Origin of the sequence: Mesorhizobium sp. M0621 (genome assembly GCF_040320745.1) — a bacterium.
Taxonomy (GTDB): Bacteria; Pseudomonadota; Alphaproteobacteria; order Rhizobiales; family Rhizobiaceae; genus Mesorhizobium.
This window is the reverse complement of the sequence record NZ_JAMYQF010000001.1, coordinates 285,733-309,491: the sequence shown is the minus strand read 5'-3', so window position 1 is coordinate 309,491 and position 23,759 is coordinate 285,733. Positions and strand designations below refer to the sequence as shown.

Here is a 23,759-nt window from a genome sequence, read left to right as displayed (position 1 = left end):
TCTCCTCTCCACCCCCCCCCCCCGCCCCCCGCGCCCCCCCCCCGCCGCCGCTGGTGGGTCGCCTCCTTCCTCCCGCCGCGGCCCCCCCCCCCCTCCCCCCCCCCCCCCCCCCCCCCCCGCCCCCCCCCCCCCCCCCCCACGCTGCTGAGGGACGTTTAGCGGGCCGCGGTCCAGCCCTTGTAGTCCTTCAGGTTCTCAGCCGTGATCAGCTTCGGGTCGAGCAGCACGGTCGGCTCCGCCGGCTTCTTGCCGGCCAGCAGTTCAGCCGCCATCGTCAGCGACTGGCCAGCCATCACATAAGGGTCCTGCGAGGCCGACGCCTTGATCATCGAGGTGCCGGAGGAGAGTTCCTTCTCGATATCGGGCGCGCCGTCGACGGCGGTGAAGAGGAACTCCGAGCGGTTGAGCTGCTTGGCCGCAAGCTGGGCGCCAATCGCCGTCGGGTCGTTGATGGCAAACACCGCATCGATCTTGTCGAAGCGGGTGAGCAGCGACTGGAATACCTTCAGGCCGCCGTCGCGCGAGCCTTCGGCGTTCTGGTCGTCGGAGAGGATCTTGATGTCGGGATGCTGCGCCAGCACGTTCTTGCAGCCCTTTACCCGCTCCAGGATCGACGACGATGCCGGCCCGTTGAGGATGACGTAATCGCCCTTGCCGCCCGTGTGGTCGACCAGGTACTGGCAGGCCTCTTCGCCCGCCTTGACGTTGTTTGTCATCACCGTGACGTCGGCGCCCGGCGCCGAAACGTCGAAGGCGGCAACGACGATGCCCGCCGCCTGCGCCTTCTTCACCGCCGGCGCGATCGCCTTGGCGTCGACCGCATTGAGCATGATCACGTCGACGCCGGCGGCGATGAATGAATCGACCTGCGAGACCTGCTTGTTGAGGTCATAGTCGGCCGACACCGATGTCACCTCCACCTTCGGGTTGATCTTCTTGGCCGCGTCCTCGATGCCCTTGATGGTGGCGACGAAGAAGGGGTTGCCGAGCAGGCCGACCGAGATGCCGACCTTGTTGAGGTCCTTGGCAGAAGCAGGCGCGATGGCGAGCGACGCGAGTGCGACGCCGCAGAGCAGTTTGGCGATGGTCTTCATTGCTTTCCTCCGATTGCCCCGCGCCTCTCACGGTGCGTTACATAAACCGGTCGTTGACGCCGGCGACTAAGGTCAATCACGTTCTTGCTCCTGCCTGGAGCCTGTAGCGGTCGAGGGCGACCGCCACGATGATGACCAATCCCTTGATGATGTACTGCCAGATGTCCGAAACGCCGGCCAAGATGAGCCCGTTGGAGAGCACCGCGATGATCAGGCCGCCGATCAGCGTGCCCCAGATCGAGCCGACGCCGCCGACGAAGCTGGTGCCGCCGAGAATGACCGCGGCAATGGCGTCGAGCTCGTAGGACTGGCCGAGCTGCAAGCCGTTGGCGGCATAGAGCCGGGCCGCCGACATGGCACCGCCAAGACCGGCCAGCAGGCCGGAAACGCCGTAGACGAAGAGCAGCACCAGCGGCACCTTGATGCCGGTCAGCCGCGCCGCTTCTGCATTGCCGCCGACGGCATAGATCCAGGTGCCGAGCACGGTGCGCTTGAGCACCAGCCAGGACAGCACGACGACCGATAGCGCGATGATGACCAGCCAGGGAATGCCGAACAGCGAACCGTTGCCGATGAAGTCAAACGGCAGGTCTGAATTGAACACCGTCGTGTCCTGGCCGAGCAGACGGGCGACGCCGCGCACCGCAGTCAGCGAACCCAGCGTGACGATGAAGGGCGGCAGCTTGATGTAGGCGATGAGCAGCCCGTTGATGACGCCGAAGCCGAGGCCGACCAGAATGGCCGCCGGCACGCCGAGCAGGCCCCAATCGGGCACCAGCGATACGATCACCGCCACCATCGCCGAGGCGGCAAGGATGGCGCCGACGGACAGGTCGATGCCGCCGGTCAGGATGACGAAGGTCATGCCGGCCGCCAGCACGATATTGATCGATGATTGCTGGGTGACGATCAGCAAATTGGTCTCGGTCAGGAAGCGCGGGTTCATGAACTGGAAGCCGGCCGCCAGCAAGATCAGCACCGGCAGCATGCCAAGGGCAGCGATTGCGGTGCGCAACCGCCGGCTCGTGCCGGTGGCCCGGCCGCCCGCGCTGATCTCGGTCGCCTTGTCGGTCATTGCTGAGCCGCTCCCGTTGCAAGTTCCATGATTTTCTCCTGGCTGAGCGGATGGCCTTCGGATGCCGCCACCTCGCCCGATATCGTGCCGTCGCGCATCACCAGCACGCGGTCGGCGACGCCGATCACTTCCGGCAGTTCGCTGGAGATCATCAGGACGGCGATGCCCCGCTTGGCGAGATTGTCGATCAGCCGGTAGATTTCCGATTTCGCCCCGACGTCGACGCCGCGGGTCGGCTCGTCGAGGATGATGACCTTCGGCTCGGTTTCGAGCAGGCGGGCGAGCAGCACCTTCTGCTGGTTGCCGCCCGACAGCGAGCCGGCATTGGCCTGTACCGAACTGGTGCGGATGGAGAGATCGGCAACAGCCTTGGAAGCGCGCCTCTCGGCGGCCGCGAAGTCGCGCAGGCCGCCGGCGCGCGAATCCCTTGCCAGCACGCCCATGCTGATGTTGTCGGAGATCGACATGTCGAGGAACAGGCCGAGTTCCTTGCGGTCTTCGGTCAGATAGGCAATGCCGGCATCGAGCGCCTCACGCGGCGAGCCGATGGCTACAGGCTTGCCGTCGAGTTCCAGCGTGCCGGATGTACGCCTGTCGGCGCCAAAGATCAGCCGTGCAAGCTCGGTACGGCCGGAGCCGACCAGACCCGCCAACGCCAGCACCTCGCCCTTGTGCAGGTCGAACGAGCAGTTCTTCAGGAGACGACCGTCGGACATGCCGCGCACCGAGAGCGCCACCGCGCGCTTTGCATCCGGCGGCCGATGGTCCTTCTTGTAGAAAGCCGACAGATCGCGGCCGACCATCATCGACACCAGGCGCGAGGCGCTGAGATCGGCGCGTTCGAGCGTGCCGACATAACCGCTGTCGCGCAGCACGCTGACGCGGTCGGCAAGCTGGTAGACCTCTTCCATGCGGTGGCTGATGTAGATGATGGCGATGCCTTGCGATTTCAGCGTCGCAATGACCTCGAACAGCCGGTCGGTCTCGCGCGAGGTCAGCGACGTTGTCGGCTCGTCCATGACGATGATGCGCGCATTGGTCGACAGCGCGCGGGCGATCTCGACCAGCTGGCGCTCGCCGAGCGACAGGCTGGAGACCATGTCGCGGGCCGAGAAGGAGACGCCGAGACGCGCGATGATCTCCCTGGCGCGCCGGGTGCATTGGTCGCGGTCGACGATGCCGAAGCGGCGCGGCTCGTTGCCGAGGAAGATATTCTGCGCCACGGTCAGATTAGGCGCCAGCGACAGCTCCTGATAGATCACCGCGACGCCACTGGCGCGTGCCTTGATCGGATCGCCGGTCGCGGCGTGCATGCCGTCGATCAGGATCTCGCCGCCGACATCCGGCCGATAGGCGCCTGAAAGCACCTTCATCAATGTCGACTTGCCGGCGCCGTTTTCGCCCATCAAGGCGTGCAACTCGCCGGCATGGACGCTGAGCGAGACATCCTGCAACGCGCGGATCGCGCCGAACGTCTTGGAGATATGCCGCATCTCCAGTACCGGCTGACGCGCGGTCTCGACCTTGGCAGCCGCACTCATCGCGCGCCTCCCGCCGCCGCCCCAGCGACACCCCGGTCCATGGCGAAGGCACGCCAATCATCGCGATAACCGGCCAATCCGGTGAAATGGGACGCACGCACCGGCTCCGGAACTTCGGCGGCAAATTCGCGCCCGACGCTCTCGAAGGCGAGCGCCGCGGCACCCGTGGCGCTGCCTTCCAGCGTGGCGCCCTGCAGGAAGGACTGGCCGGGACGCAGCTGCGCCAACAGGCTGGCGAGCAAACCGCCAGCGTTCAGCCCTCCATCGACGATCACGGTGTTGTTCGAATGGATGAGGTCAAGCGACAGATCGACCATCAGCGCCACGTAGAGCAGCGCCACGGCGGCCCGCTCCTCGGCATCGGGTGTGCGCCCGACCAGCCGGCCCGCACGGTCGGGCATTGGTCCGCCGGGCGCGAAGCTCGGCAATGCCATGACGCTGGCGTCGATCACCCGCTGGATCGAGGACAGGCCGATCGCGCCTTGCCAGCCGGCGCTGATCGTTGCGAATTCGCGTCCGCCCATGAAACGAATGGTCGGCACCGGACCGCCATCGACATCGACATTGACCAGCATGTCGCGATCCTGGTCGAGCGCGTCGAGCGGGCAGTCGGGATTGAGCACGATGACCCAGGTGCCGGTCGAAACGACGGTGACCGGGCCGAGCTCTTGCCGGCGATAGGCATGCAGCGCCGCATTCGAATCATGGACGCCATTGTGGATGGCGACTGGCCGCGCCAAACCTCCGAGGTGCCGTTCGCCGATCACGGCGCCGGCGCGCTCAAAGGAAGGCATCCGGTCCCGCCAACCCTGGGCGTCGACCAGCGAGGAAAAGTCTTGGCTGCGCGGCGCCCACAGATGCGAGTGGCAGCCGAGATAGGACACTTCCGAGACCGCTCGCCCGCCAAGGCGCCAGCTCCAGTATTGCGGATAGCCGAGGATCGATTTCGCCGCAGCGAACGCGTCGGGATCGACCTCCTGCAGCCACAGCATGTGGCGACCGTAGTTGAAGCCGAGCGGCAGGCGCGGCGAGAAGGTTTCGGCAAAGTCCGGAATGCAACGATCGATCCGCGCGGCAATCTCGGCCGGCGGCTCCTGCTCGTAGTCGAGGATCGGATGCGTCAGCGCCGCTTCGTCGATCAAGGCGAAGGTGCAGCCATGGCCCGACACCATCAGCCCCTCGATACCATGGCTGTCGACCGCATCGGCGACGGCATTGAGCGCCCACTCGTGGAGCGCTGCCTCGTCGAGCACGCTGAAGCCGCCTTGGCGCACCCATTTCGGCTGTGTCCGACGCTCGTCGAGAATGCGCCCGTCCTGCCCGAAGACGAACAGTTTCGAATTGGTCTTGCCGAAATCGAGGACCGCCACCTTCACTGGATGGCTCCCGAGGATGAGGCTATCCGGACCATGACGCCGGCGTCCTCCAGCATCCGTGCATCGGTGTCGGAGAGGCCGTCGTCGGTGACCAGCGTCCCGATGCGGGAAAGCGGCAGCGCGACATTGCGCGCATGGATCGACAGTTTGCGGCTGTCGGCCAGCACCACGATCTGGTCGGCGCAGAGGCTGAGGTCGATGATGGAGCGCACCAGCAGCGGGTGCGATTCCAGCACGCCTTCCGCGCCAATGCCTTGCGCGCCGAGGAAGAATTTCGAGCCGTAGAAGGGTACGGGCTGGGTGAGCGAATGGATGATGCCGGGTTCGCGATGCAGGTCGCCACCGGCAACCGTCAGGCTGCAATGGCCGTGGTCGCTGAGATAGGCCGCCAGCGGCATCGAGTTGGTGTATAGGCGGATGTTGCGCTCGGCGAGCTTGACCCCGAGATGGAAGCAGGTCGAACCGCCATGCACGATGACCGCATCGCCGTCGCGCACCATGGTTGCCGCGAGAGCGGCGATCTGCCGCTTGGCCTCGACCGCAAGGTCGCGGTTCTCGTCATAAGGCCTGGCATAGGCGACACCCGCCTGGGAAGCGCCGTCGAGCGCCGAGATGCCGCCATAGACCTTCCGCGCTTCGCCGGCCTCGTCGATCCTGTCTATGTCGCGTCTGACCGTCGCGGCTGAAACGCCGAGCCGCTCCTGCAGCTCGCGCACCGAGGCGAACGGGCGATCTCGCAGCAGTTCGACGATCTGACGCTGACGGCCGGAGTCGCTCACTCTTTCCTCCCGAGTGCCCTTTTCCGTGGCAATTGGCGCAACTTACTCAACATTAGCCAGATTGCAAGCGGGTTTTGATGATAGTAGATCACTATTGACGTAGATCACTCGTATCTGCGATATCAGCGCCAGTTCGATCCCGGCAACGGGATTTCGCGCAGGACACGGCCGAGCCGTTGGAGGAAAAGCGCCATGGCAACCCAAGCTGACGCGCAGGAACTGGCCGCCTTGCGGACGCTTTCGGCCAGCATCGGGCGGAGCCCGCATCTGACACAGGCGGCAGGCGGCAACACCTCGCTGAAAGCCGGCGACACGTTGTGGATCAAGGCCTCCGGCACCTGGCTGAAGGATGCGCTCACCGACGACATCATGGTGCCGGTGGCGATGGCGCCGCTGCTCAGGGCTGTCGAACAGCGCGACCGTGCCGCCGACCAGCCGCAGGGCTTCACCATTGCGGCGCTCAACCCGCGCGGCCTGCGTCCGTCGATCGAGACCACGGTGCACGCCCTGATGCCGCAGCGCGTCGTTCTGCATGTCCACTGCGTCGACACCATCTCGCTTGCCGTGCAGGCCGATGGCGAGGCCGAGGTCGCCAGGCGGCTCGATGGCATCGAATGGGCCTATGTGCCCTATTTCCGGCCGGGCCTGCCACTTGCCCGCGGCATTGCCGAAAAACTGCGGCCTGATGTCGACGTGCTGATCCTTGCCAATCACGGGCTGGTCGTCGCCGCCGAAACCGTCGCCGGGGCGGAGCTTCTGCTGCGCCGTGTCAGGTCCCTGCTGGCCCGGCCGGCGCGTGCGACCGCTGCGCCCGACATTGCGGCCCTGACGACACTTGCCGGCGACACTGGCTACAGATTGCCGGCCGATGTCGAAGCACATGCGGTTGCGCTCGACCCGGAGAGCCGTCGCATGGCGGAGGCCGGCAGCCTCTATCCGGACCACGTCATTTTCCTCGGCCAGGGCTCCGTCGTCGCCGGGCCCGGCGAGACTGTCGCTGATGTCATCGCGCGGCTGGACACGGCGCCGGCGGCGATCCTGTTTCCCGGCGCCGGCGTACTGATGCGCGGCGATGCCGGTGCCGGCGCCGACGCCATGCAACGCTGCCTCGCCGATGTAACGGCGCGCATCGACGTCGCGGCGCGGCTGAACTATCTCACCGCCGCCGAGAATGACGAGCTGGTCAACTGGGACGCCGAGCAGTATCGCCAGAAGCTCAACGCGGCCGGCGGCTAGAGCATGATCCCGAAAAGTGGGTACCGGTTTTCGGAAAAGATCATGCTCAAACGAACATAGAGCAAAGGACAGATGCCATGATGCCACTTGCTATCGGCATCGACATCGGCACGTCAGGTGCGCGCGCCGTGGCCATGCGCCCGGATTTCTCCATAGCCGGGCATTCGGCTGTTCCGCTCGACAGATTTAGTAGTGATGGCCGCGACCCGGCGGCATGGTGGCAAGCGGTCGAGGCGGCGCTGATCGAGCTGCTTTCCGGCATCGACCGCGCAGCGGTCCGCGCCATCGCCGTCGACGGCACGTCGGGCACGCTGCTGCCGGTCGACGCCGCCGGGCGGCCGCTCGCCGAACCGCTGATGTACAACGACAAGGTCGCCGACAACGACATCCTGGCCGCGATCGCTCGCGCGGCGCCGGCTGCAAGTGCAGCGCATGGCCCAACATCAGGGCTTGCCAAGGCGCTCCAGTTTCAGCGCCTGTCCGGCGTCGCGAAGATGTTGCATCAGGCCGATTGGATCGCCGGAAACTTCTCCGGCCGCTTCGATATCAGCGACGAGAACAATGCGCTGAAGACAGGCTATGACGTCGAGGCCCGGCGCTGGCCGGATTGGATCGCGGCGGCCGGAATGCGCATGGAGTTGCTGCCGCGCGTCGTCGAACCGGGCGATGTTACCGGCGCCCTCACCGCTGCCGCCGCAGAGCAGTTCGGCTTGCCGCGCGATGTGGTCGTTGTCGCCGGAACGACTGACGGCTGCGCCTCGTTCCTGGCCACCGGTGCCGCGGCCATCGGCGACGGCGTCACCGCGCTGGGGTCCTCGCTGACCATCAAGATCCTGTCCGACCGGCCGATCTCGGCGCCGCGCTTCGGCATCTACAGCCATCGGCTTGGCAACACCTGGCTGGCCGGCGGGGCGTCGAATTCCGGCGGCAAGGTGCTGGCGCAGCATTTTCCGCTCGCGCGCATCATCGAACTCAGCGCGGCAATCGACCCCACGACCGAGACAGGCCTTGACTACTACCCGCTCAGCACCGCTGGCGAACGCTTCCCGATCGCCGATCCCGCTCTGCCGCCACGCCTCACACCCCGGCCAGCGGACGATGCCGACTATCTCCAGGCGATGTTCGAGGGCATCGCCGCGATCGAAGCGCTTGGCTATGACCGGCTTGCCGAACTTGGTGCGCCCGCACTGACATCGGTCAGGAGCGTTGGAGGCGGGGCGGCAAACCCGACCTGGACGGCGATCCGGCAGCGCAAGCTCGGCGTCGACTTCCTGTCCGCGCTTTCCGACGAGGCCGCCGCCGGCACGGCGCGGCTGGCGCTGCAGGGTGCAAGCGAGGCGGAGTTCCTATGAGGACGAAAAACGTAGAACGTCTGGACGGCATCGGGCCGCTGGCGGAACGTTACGACGTGTTCCTGCTCGACCAATTCGGCGTTCTGCATGACGGCACGCGTCCCTATCCGGGCGCAGTGGCCGCCCTGTCGGCGCTGAAGCGCGCCGGCAAGACCGTGGTGCTGATTTCCAATTCCGGCAAGCGGGCCCAACCCAATGAAAGCCGGCTCATGAAACTCGGCTTTGAACCGGGAAGCTGGGACCATTTCGTCTCTTCCGGCGAGGTGGCGTGGCGATCCTTCAATGACATGGCGGCATCGGGAAAGCTGCGCCCGGGGACAAAATGCCTGCTGATCAGCCGCGACGACGACCGTTCGGCGATCGAGGGCCTGCCTTTTGTGCTGACCGGGACAGGCGACAACGCCGAACTGGTTCTGATCTCGGCCAGCGAGGGCGACCGCTACGACCTCGACCACTATCGCCGGCTGCTTGCCCCGGCAGCGGCGCGGCGGGTGCCGTGCTTCTGCACCAATCCCGACAGGATCATGCTGACGGCGGTCGGACCCCGCTTCGGCGCCGGCGAGATCGCCGATCTCTACGAAAGCCGTGGCGGCAACGTCACCCGCATCGGCAAGCCCTACAAGGCGATTTTCGACGCGGCCCTGACGCTGGCCGGCGAGCCGGACCGTGGCACCGTGGTCTGCGTCGGCGACAGCGTCGAGCACGATATATCAGGCGGTAACGGTGTCGGCATCGCCACGGCACTGGTGCTCAGCGGAATATTGGCGGACACATCAAATCTCGACGCCGTTTTCGATGAACGGCAGGCCTGGCCGGACTACATCACGGATAGCTTCAGCTTCCGCTGACCGCTTCCAGCATGCGCCGAGCGCTCTCCTCGTCGGTGATCAGGATCGTTGGCGCGATAAGGGTCATGGCGCCGAGCAGCGCCTCGGTCTTCTCTGCACCGCCCGAGGTGAGGATGCGGATCGGCGCCTTGCGCAGGCGATCGACATCCACCGACATCACGTGGCTGTTGACGGGATGGTCGACCAGATCGCCATTGCGGTCGAAGAAATGGAACAGAAGGTCGCCAACGGCGCCACGCGCAAGCAGGGCCTCCCGATCCGCTTCCTTGAGAAAGCCGCCGCGTGAAAAGGTGGTGGCCGAAGCAATGCCGCCGACGCTCAGCAGAACGGCATCGAGCACGTTGGCCATCTCAAAAACCTCCTGCAGGCCACAGCGCTCGACCAGCGCGATCTTGGTCTCGACGCTGTCGACGACGGCCGGCGTCGGGATCAGATAGCCGTCGCCCTGGAAGATTTGGGCGAAGCGCCAGGCGAACTCCGCCGGGTTGTAGCGCCGCACGACGCCGACGCCGCCAAGCAGCGAAATGACCTTGAAGTCGGTGAGCGACTTGGCGCTGATGAAGGGCAGGCTGGAAAACAGCGTTCGGCCCCAGCCGACGCCGACACGCATGCCGGATTTCATCGTATCTGACACGAAACTGCCGGTCTTGGCGCTGATTGCCGGTAGCGGATCGGCGTCGGGCGTGGAAAGCGGCGCCACCAGCGCCTGCTGCAGCCCGAACGTCTTTTCCAGCGCGCGTTCAAGCCGCACGATTTCCGACAATTCGCTCTCGATGCTGATCTTGACCTCGTTGCGCGCGCGGGCGTCCGCCAGCATGCGCACGATGGTGACGCGGCCGACGCCGAGCACATCGGCGATTTCGTTCTGCGTCATCTGCTCGACGAAATACATCCAGGCGGCGCGAATCCTCAGGCGATCCGTCCGGCTTTCGCTGGCGACCTGCTCGGTTGCCTCGCCCCGGCCGTTTTCGCTTTCGCCCTGTCGTCGCCTGCCCACGCCTGTCTCTCCCCCTGCGGCGATGGACGAGCGCGCCGTCGCCGATTCTGCATGCTGGTCTAGTATCGCCTATTGATCTACCAATCGATAGGAACAATGTAGAGGTGATGGCCACCCCCTGTTGGCGCCATCCGCAGCAATTTCGAGGCAATCCGCGATGCTCCGACAAATCTCCGAAGATGTCCGCGTCAACCTGAAGGACCGGCTGCGGGAGGTCCGCGACGCGATCCGCCAGAGCCGCCATGACGGCAGCGGCGACGCCAGTATCCTGCGCGAAGCAACCAGCCATTTGCCGCCCTTTCCAGGCAAGGGCATCGAGGGCCTACTCAGCCACGCGGCGAGTGCCGTCGACGAAGCGCTGTCGATCGCTGAATCCTTCGTCCCGCATGAGCGCCCGATAACGGTGGACGGCACCACCGTAAAGGGCCTCGGCACCTATTTCCCGGTCGGCAACGAGGATCGCCAGCTGAGCGCGGAGCGCCTGTTCCGGCGCGATATGTATTATTTGACCAAGGCGGTGCTTGCCGGTCTGAACATCGACAATGCCCGGATCCACGAAGCCGATTTTGCGGCCGTCCATGCCACGATGCGCAAGCGGCATGGCGACCTTTTGGCCGCATTGGGTGCGCCGGGTGCCGGACTGCAGGCGATCGCGGCCATTTGTTCGGCGTTGCTGGTCGAGTGCCTTAACCAGCGTCCCATTCGCTTTGCCGAGACCGCGCCTGAAACGCCGGCGGTGGGCGGCCAAGCGCTCGACATAAGCTGCCTGGCGCCGCTCGCCTTGGCCTGCGGCCTGGCAACCACCGGCAGGGACGGTTCGCCGGAACCGGATATGCTGGAGATCGCGATCCTGGCAGCCGATATCCGTCACGACCGCATCATTCAGGCCTGCGCCAAGGCGAGCCCGATCGCTGAGCTGACACCGGTTTTCGCCACCTTGCTTGCCCATTTGCCGTAATTATCGAGACTTCGGCTAGCCTTCCGCCGCCATCGCCATAATCGTCTTCTTGGCGCGCTGGATCGAGGCCGGGCTCATCGAAAGCTCGGTCAGCCCCATCTTCACGAACGTCGCAATAAGGTCAGGGCGGCCAGCCGCCTCACCGCACATGCCGACCATGATGCCGGCGGCAACGCCTGCTTTTGCCGTCATTTCGATCGCCGACATGACGGCCGGATTGGTGACGTCGTTGAGCTTTGCCACTGTCGGGTTCAGCCGGTCGGCGGCCATGATATACTGGGTGAGATCATTGGTGCCGATCGAGAAGAAAGCCACCTCCTTGGCCAAAGCCGGGGCGATCAGCACGGCGGCCGGGGTCTCGATCATCACGCCGAGATCGAACGTCGCATGCGGCACCCCTTCGGCTTTCAGTTCGGCGGCACATTCGGCGACCAGAACCCGCGTCTGCCTAACCTCTGATATGTCGGAGACCATCGGCAGCATCACCTTGATGTTGCCGTGCACGGCCGCCCGCAGCAGCGCCCGCAGTTGACGTTTGAAGATATCGGGCCGGTCGAGGCACATGCGGATACCGCGCCAGCCGAGGAAGGGGTTTTCCTCATCGGGAAATTCGATGCCGGCGATCGGCTTGTCGCCACCGATATCGAGCGTGCGCACGATGACCGGGTACGGTGCAAAGGCCTTGGCCAGCGCCGCATAAGTTTCCGCCTGCATGTCTTCCGACGGCAGATGCATATGGCGCATGAACAGAAGCTCGGTACGGAACAGGCCGACGCCCATGGCGCCAGCCTCTAGTGCTGCCTCGATTTCCTCAAGCGAACCGATATTGGCCGCGACCTCGATGATCCTGCCGTCGGCGAGCTTCGGCGTCACCGTCTTGAAGACGGTCAGCCCGGCGCGCTCCTTCGCCGCCGCTTCGACGCGGCCGTCGAAGTCAGCGTGGGTCGCCTCGTCGGGATCGATGATCACATGGCCGGCGTTGCCGTCGAGCGCGACTTCTCGCGCGGTGCGCAAGGCGTTGACCTGGTCGCCGAGGCCGAGCACCGCCGGAATGCCGTGCGAGCGGGCAATGATGGCGATGTGCGAGGTGGCGCCGCCATGACCGCAGACCACGCCGCCGATGCGCTTCAGCGGCGCGCGCGCCAGATCCCAGGCGCCGATGTCGTCGGCAATCAGGATAGATCCCTGAGGGATGTTCTCGAGGGTGACATCGTCTTGCCCAAGCAGCACCAGGCAGATCTGCCGGCCGACCGCGTGAACGTCATCCGCCCGCGCGTTGAGGTAGTGATCGTCAACGGCGCTGAAATCGGCGGCGATGGTGGATGCGGCGGTGATGACGGCCGAGACCGCATCGTTGCCGCCTTTGATCAGGCCTTCGGCCTCGCCGGTCAGGCTGTCGTCGGCGGCAATGTCCCTGAGCGCGGCGACGATGCCGCGGTCTCCGGCCGACAGGCTGTCCTGCGCCAATGCATCGTCCATGCGCGCCTGGACGGCGGCGACAGCAGCGCGGAACCTGTCGATCTCACCGGCGATCTCCTCGGCTTGCAACATACGGCCCTGCCCCGCGATATCAGGCGGGAAATGCGCAAAGGCCGGGCCGATAGCGAAGCCTTCGCTTGCGGCTACACCGCGCAGGCCGTTTGCTCGACCAGGTGCCGCCGACGCGGATTCGGGCACCGGCGCGGGTGCCATGTCCTGCCCGGCCGCATTCGCCGGGCTCTGCGACTCGGCTTCATCATCCAAGCCCGCCTTGGGATTCTCGAGATAACCGATCAGCGCCTCGATCGCCTCGATGGCGTCGGCGCCATTAGCCCGCACAGTGACTTCCTGATTCTCCTTGACCGCCAGCAGCATCAGCTTGACCGAACTCTTGGCGCTGACCGCCTTGCCATCCTTGACCAGCTCGACATCGGATTCGAAACCCTTGGCGAGCTTGACGAACCGCGTCGCGGGACGGGCGTGCAAACCTTCATGCACTCTGACGATGGTCGAGCGTTCCATGGCAAATACTCTGGTTTTGGGCGCCGCTCCCAACATAGACCGCGGCGCGAATGCTGTCAGGCGGCGATGGTGATGATCGCGCCCGTCTTCAGGGCGGCCACGAGCGCTTGCGTATCGACTGGCGATGCGCAGATCTCGCCCGGCCTCTCGGCCTCGTCGGCACCGTTGAACGAGATGACGACATGGCCCATTTCGAGCACCTTGCTCCAGGCGCTGGAGCCGACCGCGGTTATAACCGCTGAAACCGGGCCGAGGGTGATCGAAGCGCCCTTGGCGGGCGCTCCGTCACTCGGTCCCTGCTCGGTCTGATGGAGCACCGAAACCTCGGCAAGCTCCGGCGGCGAGCCATCCGCAAACAGGATGACCACGCCCGCTTCGGCGAGGTCCGCCACTTCGGGTCCGATGGCGGTGACCCGTGTTCTCAGAAGAACCGTCATATGGCGAACCTCATTTTCCAATAGTCCCTAGAGCGGTGAACCGCTCTATTTCTTTGTTTTGACGCAATTCCGGACGGAAAACCGTTTCACACTTTTCCTGGAATTGCTTCAGAACACGATCAGGCTGACGACCCAGGCGATCAGCACCGAGACCGGTCCCATGATCTGGCGGCTGATCAGCACCGCCGGAACACCGATCTCGATCGTCTTCGGTTTGGCTTCACCGAGCGCCAGACCGACTGGGACGAAGTCGCAGCCCACCTGGGTATTGTAGGCAAACAGCGCCGGCAGTGCCATCGCCGGCGAAATCGTGCCGTTGGCGATCTGCGGGCCGATGATGGCAACGCCGATGACCTGCGCGATGACAGCGCCTGGCCCGAGGATGGGCGACAGGAACGGCAAGCCGCAGATCGCCGAGATGATCAGCAGGCCGACGATGTTGTTGGCCAGCGGCCCCATCGGCTGTGCCAGCACATCGCCGATGCCGGTGTACAGGATCAGACCGATGAGCATGGTCACGAAGGCCATGAACGGCAGCACGTTGCGGATGACCTGATCGATGGTGCGGCGCCCGGCATTGAAGAAGATACCGACGATACGCCCCATGACGCGGCCGATCGAGCTGATGAGGCCGATCAGCCCACCCTCGCTTGGCAACGGCTGTGGTACCGCAGTGGCATTGCTATTGCTCGAACCCATCGCTGCTGCTCCCCCTGCAGTGGTGACCGTTTCGGATCCGTCCGCCATTTTGATGTTGGCCGGCTTTACGCCCGAAACGTAGATGTCTTCGGTGATGAACTGGGCCAGCGGCCCGGATTGACCGACCGGCGTCAGGTTGACGGTCGGGATGCGCTTGCGCGGATAGACGCCGCATCGTGCGGTGCCGCCGCAGTCGACGACGACCACCGCCATCTCGCTTTCGATCGGCGGCGCCCTGAAGCCGTCGACGGCTTCGGCACCGGTCATATCGGCGATGAGCTGTGCCACGGGGTGAATACCTCCGCCGGTCACCGAAACAACCTTGCTTCGTTGTGCGGTCGGCTCGATGACCAGTGGGCCACCCCAGCCGGTTTTGCCCTGGGAGATCTGTACGGCTTTGTATATCTTGTCCATGATGTCCTCCCCCGCCCTTACAGCTCGACGCCCTGACGGCGTGCCATGATGGCGGTGATGCGTTCGGTCAGCATGCCCTTGAGCAGGATGACGACGAGGCCGACGATGGCGTACCAGATCGCCACCTTGACGTGGTAGCCGGCGACGACGACGCCCTTCTTCTCCAGCTCCAGCAGCGCGACGAGAATGCCGCCCCAGACGAAATATTCACCGGGATTGATGTGCGGGAACAGGCCGAGCGGCGGGTGCACATAGGACACGGCGGCGTCATAGAAGGCCGGCTTATGCTTCTCTTCCAGGAACGATCCGAACGTGTAGGCCATCGGATTGGTGAGGAAGAACACCGCCAGCAGCGGCAACAGCGTGTAGCGGGTCAGTGCGATCCGGCCGGCGCCGCGCGCCAGGCCATGCACACGCTCTTCGCCGACCAGTTCGGTGACGGCGTAGAAGGCCGTCATCAGCACCACCAGCGTCGGAATGATGCCGGTGACGAAGCCGGCGAACACCTCGCCGCCCTTCTGGAAGATGCCGATGAAGTACTTGCCGATGGCGGTCAGCCAGCCGAGCTGCTCTTCCTGCTGGACGTCCTTTAGCTTTTCCTTGAACTGATCGACAGTGATCGGTCCGCTGTCCGCTTGCGCAAGGACAACGAGATGGTCAGAGGCATGCTCGACGGCGAGCTTGCCATGCAATGCAGCATCCGAGACCATGGCACCTGCGACATGCAGATTGTGCACGGCCATATCGGCATGTTGCGCCAACAACGAAAATACAGACATTTCTCCTCCTTATGCCGCCCGCCGGTTGATCCCAGTCGGTGCGCGGCGTCCTCTCGTCCTCTAGACCCTTGCTACGTTCAAGCCGGACAGACCCGGCTTCTTTCCCGGCTCCGACCGTGTTTTGTCGATCTGTTCGATCGCCCGTTTCACGGCCTCGGCCACACCGGGTTCCCCCTCCCCCATGATTGCAGGGTTGGACCGGAGTCGATCGAGGGGAACGCCCTCGAACTCTTCATGTCTTTTGAATTTGGTGAACACGGAACGGCCGCTCATCACCATCAGGCGGCGCACGACCATATCGGGTGTCACCACGACGAGCGCGATAGTGCCCTTGGCCAATCGACCGCGAAAATTGCCGGCTCCGACGAAGCCATCCTTGTATTGGTCGGTGACGCCCCTGAAGACGTCCGAATAGTGCCGCATCTGCAGCCAGACGCCGAGCGACTGCAGCGCCCACACGATAACCAGCAGAAGCAGTCCCCACTGCCAAATTGCCATTCGGTTCTCCTCCCGAAGCCTCAGTTGAACCGCACCTTGGACCGACGCGTGACAACAGCAAAGTGAGAACATTTGTTTCCGAGAATGTCAATATGTATGATATTGGCATTGACCATTGTCATCCACAGGGGCCGTCAACCGATTTCGGCGGCGGCGCCATTGTGCTACCGTGACCGGGAAACAGGATACGCGGAATATGGATCTGCCCTTTAGGGACGAACTGGCCCTGATGCCCGACCTTCGCCATCGGTTGCGGCAATTGCGCTGGTTCCGCGCTACCTTCCGCGGCAGCGCCAAGGTGGTCTCGGACACGTTTGGCGTGCGCTTTGAGATCGATGAGGCCAAGCTCACCAGGGCCTTTCTCGACTGGGTCGAAATCATGGAGGCGCAGAAGCGCTTCGCCGCGATCGACCGCGCCGACTTCATCGTCTTTGCCGCCGGCCTCGTGCTGCGCGAACTGATAAAGCAGGCGCCGGCCAAGGAAATCTCCGGCCTCACCCAGCTGATCGAGACGGAAACGAATGCCGGCACGCTGGAAATCGTTCGCTTCTGGCCGGAGGGTTTCCTCTATACCAACTACTGCGTCTCGGTGATTTCGGCGATCCACGAGCAGGAATTCGGCACGGCACCCAGCATCGACAAATGCGCCGACGACCTGCGCACCTGGTGGTCCTATCGCGAGAACGTGACCGAGATGCCGGCCTATGCGGTGGCCTTCCTCGATCGCTTCCTCGGCGCCGAACCGAACTGGATCACGCCGGATCGCGCACAGTCCCGGCAAGCCATGCAACGGGCGCTCGGGACTTCCCGTGCGAGCGATGCGCTGCGTCGGCTTTGAGCCCGCCGGCTTGTGGCCCAAAACACCCGCGCTATTGAACATTTGATTTTTTGCCGATAGCGATGTGCGAAATTAACTCGAAAGGGAAGCGCGTGGCGCGATCAAGGCCTATCATTTTCGATTGCGACGGCGTTCTCGTCGACAGCGAGCCGCTGGCCGCACGGGCCTACGAGCGCGTCTATGAAAAGCATGGCATGCCCGGCGTAAACACCGGCATCATCGCCCAGTGCATCGGCATGAAGCAGTCCGACATCATCGCCAAGATCAAGGAATTGACCGGGCACCAGTTTCCGGCAGCGTCCGACGGCGACATCTGGGCCGAGACCAAAGTGCTGTTTTCCGAAGAGTTGAAGCCGACACCCGGGATCACCGCGTTTCTGCGGACGCTTGCCGGCGACCGCTGTGTCGCCTCGTCATCCTCCGTCGAGCGCATAAACCACAGCCTTGCCGTTACCGGGCTGGCAAGGTTTTTCGGCGATGCGATCTACAGTTCCTCGATGGTCAAGAACGGCAAGCCCGCACCGGACATCTTCCTCTTCGCCGCCGACAAGATGGGCGCCAACCCGGCTGATTGCATCGTCATCGAGGATTCGCCATTCGGCATCCAGGGTGCGGTCGCGGCCGGCATGACGGCGATCGGCTATACCGGTGGCGGTCACACCTATGCCGAGCACGGCGCGCGACTGACGGCGGCGGGCGCCGATTTCGTCTGCGGTGATTGGCAAGAAGTTAGCCGGCAATTGGCCGGGCTCGGCATGCCTGCCTAATTTAGCGGATACTTAGCGAATCCACGGCTGGCCCATTCGCCAGGAGGGACCAATGACCCCACACTGAAGTTGAAGGATCGGACCCTCGTCGCATCGGGATCGACCTCACACCGGAAGGTTAGATTATACCAGGTATTTCTGGTGCTAAAGGCGGCCTGAGTAGGATTGAGAACATTGCCTTTGTCCAGCCTAATGGTTGGCACCCATTTGACCGGATAGTCGGCACTTTGCAGTTCCCGGCTCAGAACATTGCCGCAAAGGGTGGCCACGCGCTGACCGCGCGGCACATTCTCCATCGAGCTTGTGGCGAACGCGTTGCCGGTTGCCCCCTGCGAGTAAAGCTTTCTGACGCCCGGGAGGCCGGAATAGATCGGCGATCCTGCAACGTCGTTGTTGGTGGGATTTGACCTTCCGGCATTCCCGATCGGCGCTTTGAAGGCTCTTGCGGGTTTAAACGCCATTGTCTTGGCAGGTTTGGGCTTTGCCTTTCCAGTTGAGGCCGGAGGCGCCGGCTTACCATCGGTCTCAGCCGCCAATGGTTTTGGCGTCACGACCGCTTGCTTTTCGGCGGGTTGCGGTGCGAGCCTCTGATTGTCCGGCTGCTGTTTGTCAGTGTCCTCGGTCTCCTGCTTCTCCTCGTTTTGCGCAGGTTTGGCGCCCGGCGCGGCGGTGGCCGGCTTCTCATCGGGCTTGCTGGGTTCTGCCTTCTGTTGTGGCGTTGCAGCCGAGGCGGGCTGGGTCGGCGCGGGCGTCGGTGCTTCAGGCGGCTTCGCCGCCTCATCCTTGGCCGGCGACGGCGTGTTGGGTTTAGCGCTGCTTCCGTCGAGCGATTTCTCCGGCCCGGTATCTTTCTGGCCGTATTGGAAAACGCGCTTCAAAACCTGGTCGTCTGACGGTTTCGGCGGTTTTTGTTCAGGCGGCTTTTCAGCCTTCTTTTCAGGTGTCGGCTCCGGCGGCTTTGGAGCAGGTTTCGGCTTAGGCTTCTCGGGCGGCGGCACGATCGCGACATTGACGGGCTGCTCCTGCTGATCCGGCTGCTGCTCGGATCTCGGCAGGCCAAAGAACAAGAACGCTGAGATCAAGGCATGCAGGATCAGCGATGCGGCTAAGGCCCATCGCCAATTGCGAAACCATTCTCGTATCTTGCCGTTCATTGTGCCCGATGTGGAATGAAATAAAGGCGGCTTCAAGCATAAGCACGGGATTGACGCAATTTGACCGGTGACAGCTTGGTGATCTGCGGTCGCACGGGCCAGCGTCACCAAAATGCTGGCGCGGTTCAAGCAGCTCGACGATCCAGACCTGAAATCAGCTAGCTTTGCCGCTGGCGCTGAATCCCATCCAGAAACCGCTCATCCAGCCGGGTTTCGCCAAACCAGTTCAGCCGGTTGATGCTGACGAAGCCGGCATCGATCACCTCGTTCTCGTCGCCCGGCTCACTCGCATGAGCGCGCCCGCGCGGGACAGTGATGACGGTGCGATCACCATCGCTCTCCACGATCTCGGCCTTGCGGGCGATCTTGTCGCGGCCGATGCGCGGCTGGTGGATTTCGGCCGGCAGCGCGGTCGGCAGGTTGATGCTTAACCAATGCCCCTCCGTCGCCCAGTCGGCGCGCGATTGCCACAACGAGGCGATAAGCTCCCCCAGCCACCGGTCGTCGGCATCGGTGAAATCAGGATTCTTCACACGCGAAAAACCAACGGCCGGCACGCTCCAGAAGGTCGCCTCGCGCGCAATGCCAAGTGTGCCGGAATAGGCGAGATCTTCGGCGACGTTGCGGCCGTCATTGACGCCCGCCAGCACCAGGTCCGGTCTCCGCGCATCGGCAAACAGCCACGTCATCGCGCTCACCACGCAATCGGCTGGCGTGCCGGAACAGGAATACCAGCCTGGCTTTGTGCGCCGCATCGTCAAGGGCCTGGCGATCGTCAAGGACGAACCGGCGGCGGTGCGCTTGCCGTCGGGTGCGACCACCCAGACATCGTCGCTCAACGCGCTTGCGGCCTTGACGAGACGGGCAAGCCCCGGCGCCTCGATGCCGTCGTCGTTGCAGATCAGAATTCTCATCGTCTTCTGGCCTCCGGTACCGTGATGCGCTGGCCGGTGCGGTATTGTGTGCGCAGCGATGGGATATGGATTTTGAGACCGCCGAGAAGTTCGACGGCGCAGGAGTGGCCGAGCGCCACAGGACGCCCGGCCCTCTCCCAGATATCGATATTGCCTGACAGCGTCGGATGGGTGGGCATGCGCACCCAGTCCGCCCGGCCGGCTTTGTGCAACAGATCGCCTGGTGAACCTGAAGGCAGATGCCCGGTGAGCAGTACTGGAAGCCCGGTCTCGCTCGCGCGCGGCAGCAGCCGTGACGATGGGCCGGCCTCACCCATGCCGTCATCAGCAAGCAACGGCATTGACGGCAGGGGATCGGCATCGGTCCAGTCGGCTGCTTCCTGCAAGCGGCGTCGCAGAAACTCTGAAACACCCGGCAACAAGGCTGCCGTGGCGCCGATCTGCGCTTCCAGGGACGAACGCATGCCGGCGTGGATGGCAAACGGTCCCGGCAAGGCCGCGATCAGCTCCAGCGACCGCCCCGAAAGCGGTGTCGGCAAGAGGCACCCTTGCGGATGCTTCGCGATCCAGTCCGAAATGGCTTGCGCCCGTGCTGCCCCCGGCACCGGATCGGCGCCATAGGACGCATCGAGGACAAGCAGGTCGCAGTGCGGGATCGTGTCCATGACGAACACGTTGCTGTCCGGCACCACGTCGGCCGAATAGGCAACCCGGCTCTCGCCATCGTCGACGGCAAACCAGACGCCGCCCACGACATGCCCCGACCGTCCGGTCCGGATGGAGAAATTGCCGCTCTCCAGCGTATCGCCCGGCTCGAACAATTCGATGCGGTCTTCAGGAAAGGGGAACTGCCTGAAATCCTCGGGATCAGCATAGCCGGCAAGTGTCGCAGGAGCCTCGTTGCGGGTCTCTGCCGTCATGAAAATCGGGCCGGCATAGCCGCGCGACAACAGCCAGCTCAGTGCACCGACATGATCCTCATGCGCATGTGAGACGAACAGCGCATCGATGTCGGCGATCGACCCGTTCAGTGCCGGATAATATTCCGCCCCCAGTGCGCCAACCTTGATGCCGACATCGAGCAGGATGCGATCGTTGCCGCTGCTGACAGCAAGACTGGTGCGGCCTTTTTCGCCGAAGCCGCCGAGCAGGTCGAGCATCATCACGATGCCGCCCCCGCTGCTGGGATCAGCCAGCCGGATCGTATCCGCAGACGCGCCTGGGCTCCGCTCTCCAGCATGACTGGATCGGGCTGTTCGAAATGCAGGGTGAGGCTGGGGTCGGTCGAAGGCGTGAATTCGATGCGTGCCGCGCCGCCCTGGTAGATTACCCTCTTGACGAGCCCATCGAAGCCTGGGCCGTCTGGCGACACGTCGAGATCGGCTGACCGGCAGCAGATCTTTGCCCCGGCCCTCGGCCGCTCGCCAGGCCGGCAGCGCACAACCAGTTCAGCGCCGAGAACCCGGACCTTGCAGTGGCCTGCCTGCTCCGCGCTCAGCACTTCGACGGGCAGCAAAATGCCTTGCGAAATGAAGGACGCCACCATTTCATTTGCCGGCTCATGATAAAGCTCGCGCGGCGTCGCCAACTGGGCGAGGCGCCCGCCGTCCATCACCGCGATCCTGTCGGCCAGCGCCATCGCCTCGGCCTGATCGTGGGTGATGTAGACGATGGTCGTACCGGTGCGCTTGTGGAAGGACGAGAACTCGTCCTCCATCGAGGCCCTCAGATGGACGTCCAGATTGGCGAGCGGCTCATCGAACAGCACCAGCGAGGGCGCGGCGACAAGGCAGCGTGCAAGCGCCACGCGCTGGCGTTGGCCGCCGGACAGATTGGCCGGCCGGCGATCACCCAGCCCTTGAAGATTGACCAGGGCCAGCGCGTCTTCGACCTTCTGGCGCGCGACCGCCTTATCGAGCTTCGCAACCTTCAGCGAATAGCCGATGTTCTCGCTCACCGTCATGTGCGGCCAGAGCGCATAGTTCTGGAAGACGATGCCGACCCGCCGCTTCTCCGGCGCGACACTGCCGCCCTTGTCCGACACGACCTCGCTGCCGATGCGGATCTCGCCAGAGGTCACCTTCTCGAATCCGGCCACCAGCCGCAGCAACGTCGTCTTGCCGCAGCCGGAGGGCCCGAGCACCGCCAGGAACTCGCCGTCACCAACATCGATCGACACGTCCTTGACGGCGTCGAAATTGGCGAAGCTCTTGGTCACATTGTCCAGGCTCAATCGCGCCATGGCAGCACTCCGGTCGGAAGGTAGGGGGCAAGCAGATTGGTCACCAGCATCAGCACGAAGGTGACCGCCACCGTGATGACCGACATCGCCGCCGCGTAGTTGGAATCGCCGCCCTGCTCGAAGGAAAACATCACCACGCCGATCGTTTCCGAACCCGAAGACCACAGCAGCGCCGACACGGTAAGTTCGCTCAGCGCCGTCATGAAGATCAGCAGGCCGCCGGCGATCGCCGCCGGTGCGACCAAGGGAAAGATGATCGTGCGCATGCGTGTGAACAGCCCGGCGCCCGCCACTTGCGCTGCCTCCTCCAGCGCCCGGTCGATCTGGTGATAGCCGCTGATGGTTGGCCGCAACGCCAGCACCAGGAAGCGGGCGAGGTAGGCATAGAGGATGATCCAGACGGTGTTGTAGAGCTGGATGCCGGTCAGCGGGATCGGCCGCAGGAACAGCAGCAACGAGGCGATCGCCAGCACCACACCGGGCAAGGCATAGGGCAGTTCGATCGACAAATTGAGCAGCCGCACCCAGCGCTGCTTGCCCCAAGCGATCAAATAGCCGATCGGCACGGCGACCAGGACCGCGAAGAAAGCGGCGGCAATCGACAGCCAGAAGCTGTTGAAGAAGGCGCGGCTGGCCGCATCATGCTCGAACAGCACGAAGCGATAATTGTCGAAGGTTGCCGTCTTGGCGGTAAGCGCGATGCCGTAGCCCGGCACCAGCGACGTCAGCACCAGCCCGAACAGCGGCAGGAACAGCACCGCCACGATCAGCAGCCACATGCCGGCCTGGACGGCCGGCCGCCAGCGGCCGAGTTCATAGGGCTCGGCCACCAGCGATGTGGAGCTGATGCGATAATCACGGCGACGGCTCATGACCTCCTGGGCAAGAATACCCGCCATGGCGATGATACCGATCAGCACCGACAGGAATGCGGTTTCGCCCAGCACCGCCGGGCCGCCGCCGGCCAGCTTCTGGTAGATGAGCGTCGGCAGGACGAGGTAGTTGGCGGGAATGCCGAGGAAGGCCGGAATACCGAAGTTGCCGACGCAGGAAACGAAGGCGAGTGCCGCGGCCGCCATGATCGACGGCGTCATCAGCGGCAGCACGATGGTGACCAGCACCGTGAACCAGCCGGCGCCCCCCGCCCGCGCCGCTTCGACCAGTTCGCGCGGCAGCTTGCGCAGGCCGGCGCGCACCAGCAGGAAGACCAGCGGGCCGTATTGCACGCCGAGCAGCAGGATGATGCCCGATGTGGAATAGAGCGGGTTTTTGGTGCCGAGCGGGGGTGCAGCGCCAAAAAGCTTGAGGAACGGACTTGCCGGGCCGAACAATTGCAGCCAGGCCAGTGCCGTCACCTGCGGCGCGATCATCAAGGGCATGACGTAGCAGAGCACCAGCGCGCCGCGGCCACGGATATCGGTCAGTGTGATGAGGACAGCCACCAGCGTTCCCGACAGCACCGCAAGCAAGGTGCCACCAATGCCGACGACCAGCGTGTGCCAGGTCGCGATCCAGGTCACCGGACTGGCAAGCCCGGCCTTGATCGCTGCGGCCGACAGCGCGCCGCCTGGTGCCACGATCTCCTTGATGAGACGCAGCATCGGCAGCAGGGAGAGCAGGACGATGACGACGGCCACCGCCGCCGTCAGGACCATTTCCTGGCCCCGGCTTTCCCTGATCCGTGTTGACATGATTGCTTTTCCTGGGATCGATCAGCCGATGCGCTCGGGTTTCGCCCGTCGGCATGCCGACGGGATTGC

The 23,759-nt window shown here is 64.3% G+C and carries 22 protein-coding genes; 6 read left to right on the top strand and 16 right to left on the bottom strand.

Features of this window, described 5'->3' with window-relative positions:
* Positions 1-155: 155 nt before the first annotated feature.
* The 5 genes from NKI38_RS01595 to NKI38_RS01575 form a co-directional block, all read right to left on the bottom strand.
* Complete coding sequence (locus NKI38_RS01595) at positions 156-1,094, bottom strand: ABC transporter substrate-binding protein (protein ID WP_352635740.1); 939 nt, start codon at positions 1,092-1,094, stop codon at positions 156-158.
* Positions 1,095-1,170: 76 nt separating this feature from the next.
* Entirely contained in the window at positions 1,171-2,169 is a 999-nt protein-coding gene (locus tag NKI38_RS01590) for an ABC transporter permease subunit (protein WP_352654203.1), read from the bottom strand.
* Complete coding sequence (locus NKI38_RS01585) at positions 2,166-3,710, bottom strand: sugar ABC transporter ATP-binding protein (RefSeq protein WP_352654201.1); 1,545 nt, start codon at positions 3,708-3,710, stop codon at positions 2,166-2,168. The genes NKI38_RS01590 and NKI38_RS01585 overlap by 4 nt, the downstream gene beginning before the upstream one ends.
* Complete coding sequence (locus NKI38_RS01580) at positions 3,707-5,086, bottom strand: FGGY-family carbohydrate kinase (RefSeq protein ID WP_352654199.1); 1,380 nt, start codon at positions 5,084-5,086, stop codon at positions 3,707-3,709. The genes NKI38_RS01585 and NKI38_RS01580 overlap by 4 nt, the downstream gene beginning before the upstream one ends.
* A complete protein-coding gene (locus tag NKI38_RS01575) occupies positions 5,083-5,865 on the bottom strand; it encodes a DeoR/GlpR family DNA-binding transcription regulator (protein WP_352654197.1) in 783 nt (260 codons plus the stop codon). The genes NKI38_RS01580 and NKI38_RS01575 overlap by 4 nt, the downstream gene beginning before the upstream one ends.
* 192 nt (positions 5,866-6,057) lie before the next feature.
* Here NKI38_RS01575 and NKI38_RS01570 point away from each other — a divergent pair, with 192 nt between their 5' ends.
* The 3 genes from NKI38_RS01570 (at position 6,058) to NKI38_RS01560 (ending at position 9,301) form a co-directional block, all read left to right on the top strand.
* Entirely contained in the window at positions 6,058-7,101 is a 1,044-nt protein-coding gene (locus NKI38_RS01570; RefSeq protein ID WP_352654195.1) for a class II aldolase/adducin family protein, read from the top strand.
* 77 nt (positions 7,102-7,178) lie between these two features.
* Positions 7,179-8,453, top strand: a complete 1,275-nt coding sequence (locus NKI38_RS01565; protein WP_352654194.1) for an FGGY-family carbohydrate kinase — start codon at positions 7,179-7,181, stop codon at positions 8,451-8,453.
* Positions 8,450-9,301, top strand: a complete 852-nt coding sequence (locus NKI38_RS01560) for a TIGR01459 family HAD-type hydrolase (RefSeq protein ID WP_352654192.1) — start codon at positions 8,450-8,452, stop codon at positions 9,299-9,301. Before NKI38_RS01565 ends, NKI38_RS01560 begins: the two co-directional genes overlap by 4 nt.
* Here the strand turns inward: NKI38_RS01560 and NKI38_RS01555 are convergent.
* On the bottom strand, positions 9,288-10,298 hold the full coding sequence (locus NKI38_RS01555; protein WP_352635753.1) for a sugar-binding transcriptional regulator: 1,011 nt from the start codon (positions 10,296-10,298) through the stop codon (positions 9,288-9,290). The two genes, NKI38_RS01560 and NKI38_RS01555, sit on opposite strands and share 14 nt — an antisense overlap.
* 157 nt (positions 10,299-10,455) lie before the next feature.
* Here NKI38_RS01555 and NKI38_RS01550 point away from each other — a divergent pair, with 157 nt between their 5' ends.
* The gene (locus NKI38_RS01550) at positions 10,456-11,256 is read left to right on the top strand and encodes a hypothetical protein (protein ID WP_352654190.1); all 801 of its coding nucleotides are present in this window, start codon (positions 10,456-10,458) and stop codon (positions 11,254-11,256) included.
* A 15-nt stretch (positions 11,257-11,271) separates the two neighbouring features.
* On the opposite strand, the gene ptsP is transcribed toward NKI38_RS01550, so the two are convergent.
* The 5 genes from ptsP to NKI38_RS01525 form a co-directional block, all read right to left on the bottom strand.
* Positions 11,272-13,257, bottom strand: a complete 1,986-nt coding sequence (gene ptsP, locus NKI38_RS01545; RefSeq protein ID WP_352654189.1) for a phosphoenolpyruvate--protein phosphotransferase — start codon at positions 13,255-13,257, stop codon at positions 11,272-11,274.
* A 56-nt stretch (positions 13,258-13,313) separates the two neighbouring features.
* Positions 13,314-13,694 carry a PTS glucitol/sorbitol transporter subunit IIA gene (locus NKI38_RS01540; protein WP_352635758.1) on the bottom strand — a complete coding sequence of 127 codons (381 nt, stop codon included), beginning with the start codon at positions 13,692-13,694 and terminating at the stop codon, positions 13,314-13,316.
* A 108-nt stretch (positions 13,695-13,802) separates the two neighbouring features.
* A complete protein-coding gene (srlE, locus tag NKI38_RS01535) occupies positions 13,803-14,807 on the bottom strand; it encodes a PTS glucitol/sorbitol transporter subunit IIB (RefSeq protein WP_023757335.1) in 1,005 nt (334 codons plus the stop codon).
* Positions 14,808-14,824: 17 nt separating this feature from the next.
* Positions 14,825-15,586: a PTS glucitol/sorbitol transporter subunit IIC gene (gene srlA / locus NKI38_RS01530; RefSeq protein WP_013529328.1), complete on the bottom strand. Its 762-nt coding sequence runs from the start codon at positions 15,584-15,586 to the stop codon at positions 14,825-14,827.
* A gap of 60 nt (positions 15,587-15,646) precedes the next feature.
* On the bottom strand, positions 15,647-16,084 hold the full coding sequence (locus NKI38_RS01525) for a transcriptional regulator GutM (RefSeq protein ID WP_352654187.1): 438 nt from the start codon (positions 16,082-16,084) through the stop codon (positions 15,647-15,649).
* 196 nt (positions 16,085-16,280) lie between these two features.
* Here NKI38_RS01525 and NKI38_RS01520 point away from each other — a divergent pair, with 196 nt between their 5' ends.
* A complete protein-coding gene (locus NKI38_RS01520) occupies positions 16,281-16,922 on the top strand; it encodes a hypothetical protein (protein ID WP_352654185.1) in 642 nt (213 codons plus the stop codon).
* Between the two features lie 92 nt (positions 16,923-17,014).
* On the top strand, positions 17,015-17,689 hold the full coding sequence (locus NKI38_RS01515) for an HAD family hydrolase (RefSeq protein WP_352654184.1): 675 nt from the start codon (positions 17,015-17,017) through the stop codon (positions 17,687-17,689).
* Here the strand turns inward: NKI38_RS01515 and NKI38_RS01510 are convergent.
* The 5 genes from NKI38_RS01510 to NKI38_RS01490 all read right to left on the bottom strand — a co-directional run bounded on the left by NKI38_RS01510 (position 17,686) and on the right by NKI38_RS01490 (position 23,690).
* Positions 17,686-18,843 carry a DUF930 domain-containing protein gene (locus tag NKI38_RS01510; RefSeq protein WP_352654182.1) on the bottom strand — a complete coding sequence of 386 codons (1,158 nt, stop codon included), beginning with the start codon at positions 18,841-18,843 and terminating at the stop codon, positions 17,686-17,688. The two genes, NKI38_RS01515 and NKI38_RS01510, sit on opposite strands and share 4 nt — an antisense overlap.
* Before the next feature lie 158 nt (positions 18,844-19,001).
* Positions 19,002-19,757, bottom strand: coding sequence for a 5'/3'-nucleotidase SurE (locus NKI38_RS01505; protein WP_352654181.1), 756 nt, complete (start codon positions 19,755-19,757; stop codon positions 19,002-19,004).
* On the bottom strand, positions 19,754-20,920 hold the full coding sequence (locus NKI38_RS01500) for an MBL fold metallo-hydrolase (RefSeq protein WP_352654225.1): 1,167 nt from the start codon (positions 20,918-20,920) through the stop codon (positions 19,754-19,756). The genes NKI38_RS01505 and NKI38_RS01500 overlap by 4 nt, the downstream gene beginning before the upstream one ends.
* Positions 20,920-21,999, bottom strand: coding sequence for an ABC transporter ATP-binding protein (locus NKI38_RS01495; protein WP_352654179.1), 1,080 nt, complete (start codon positions 21,997-21,999; stop codon positions 20,920-20,922). Before NKI38_RS01495 ends, NKI38_RS01500 begins: the two co-directional genes overlap by 1 nt.
* Positions 21,987-23,690, bottom strand: coding sequence for an ABC transporter permease (locus NKI38_RS01490; protein WP_352654177.1), 1,704 nt, complete (start codon positions 23,688-23,690; stop codon positions 21,987-21,989). Before NKI38_RS01490 ends, NKI38_RS01495 begins: the two co-directional genes overlap by 13 nt.
* Positions 23,691-23,759: the final 69 nt, after the last annotated feature.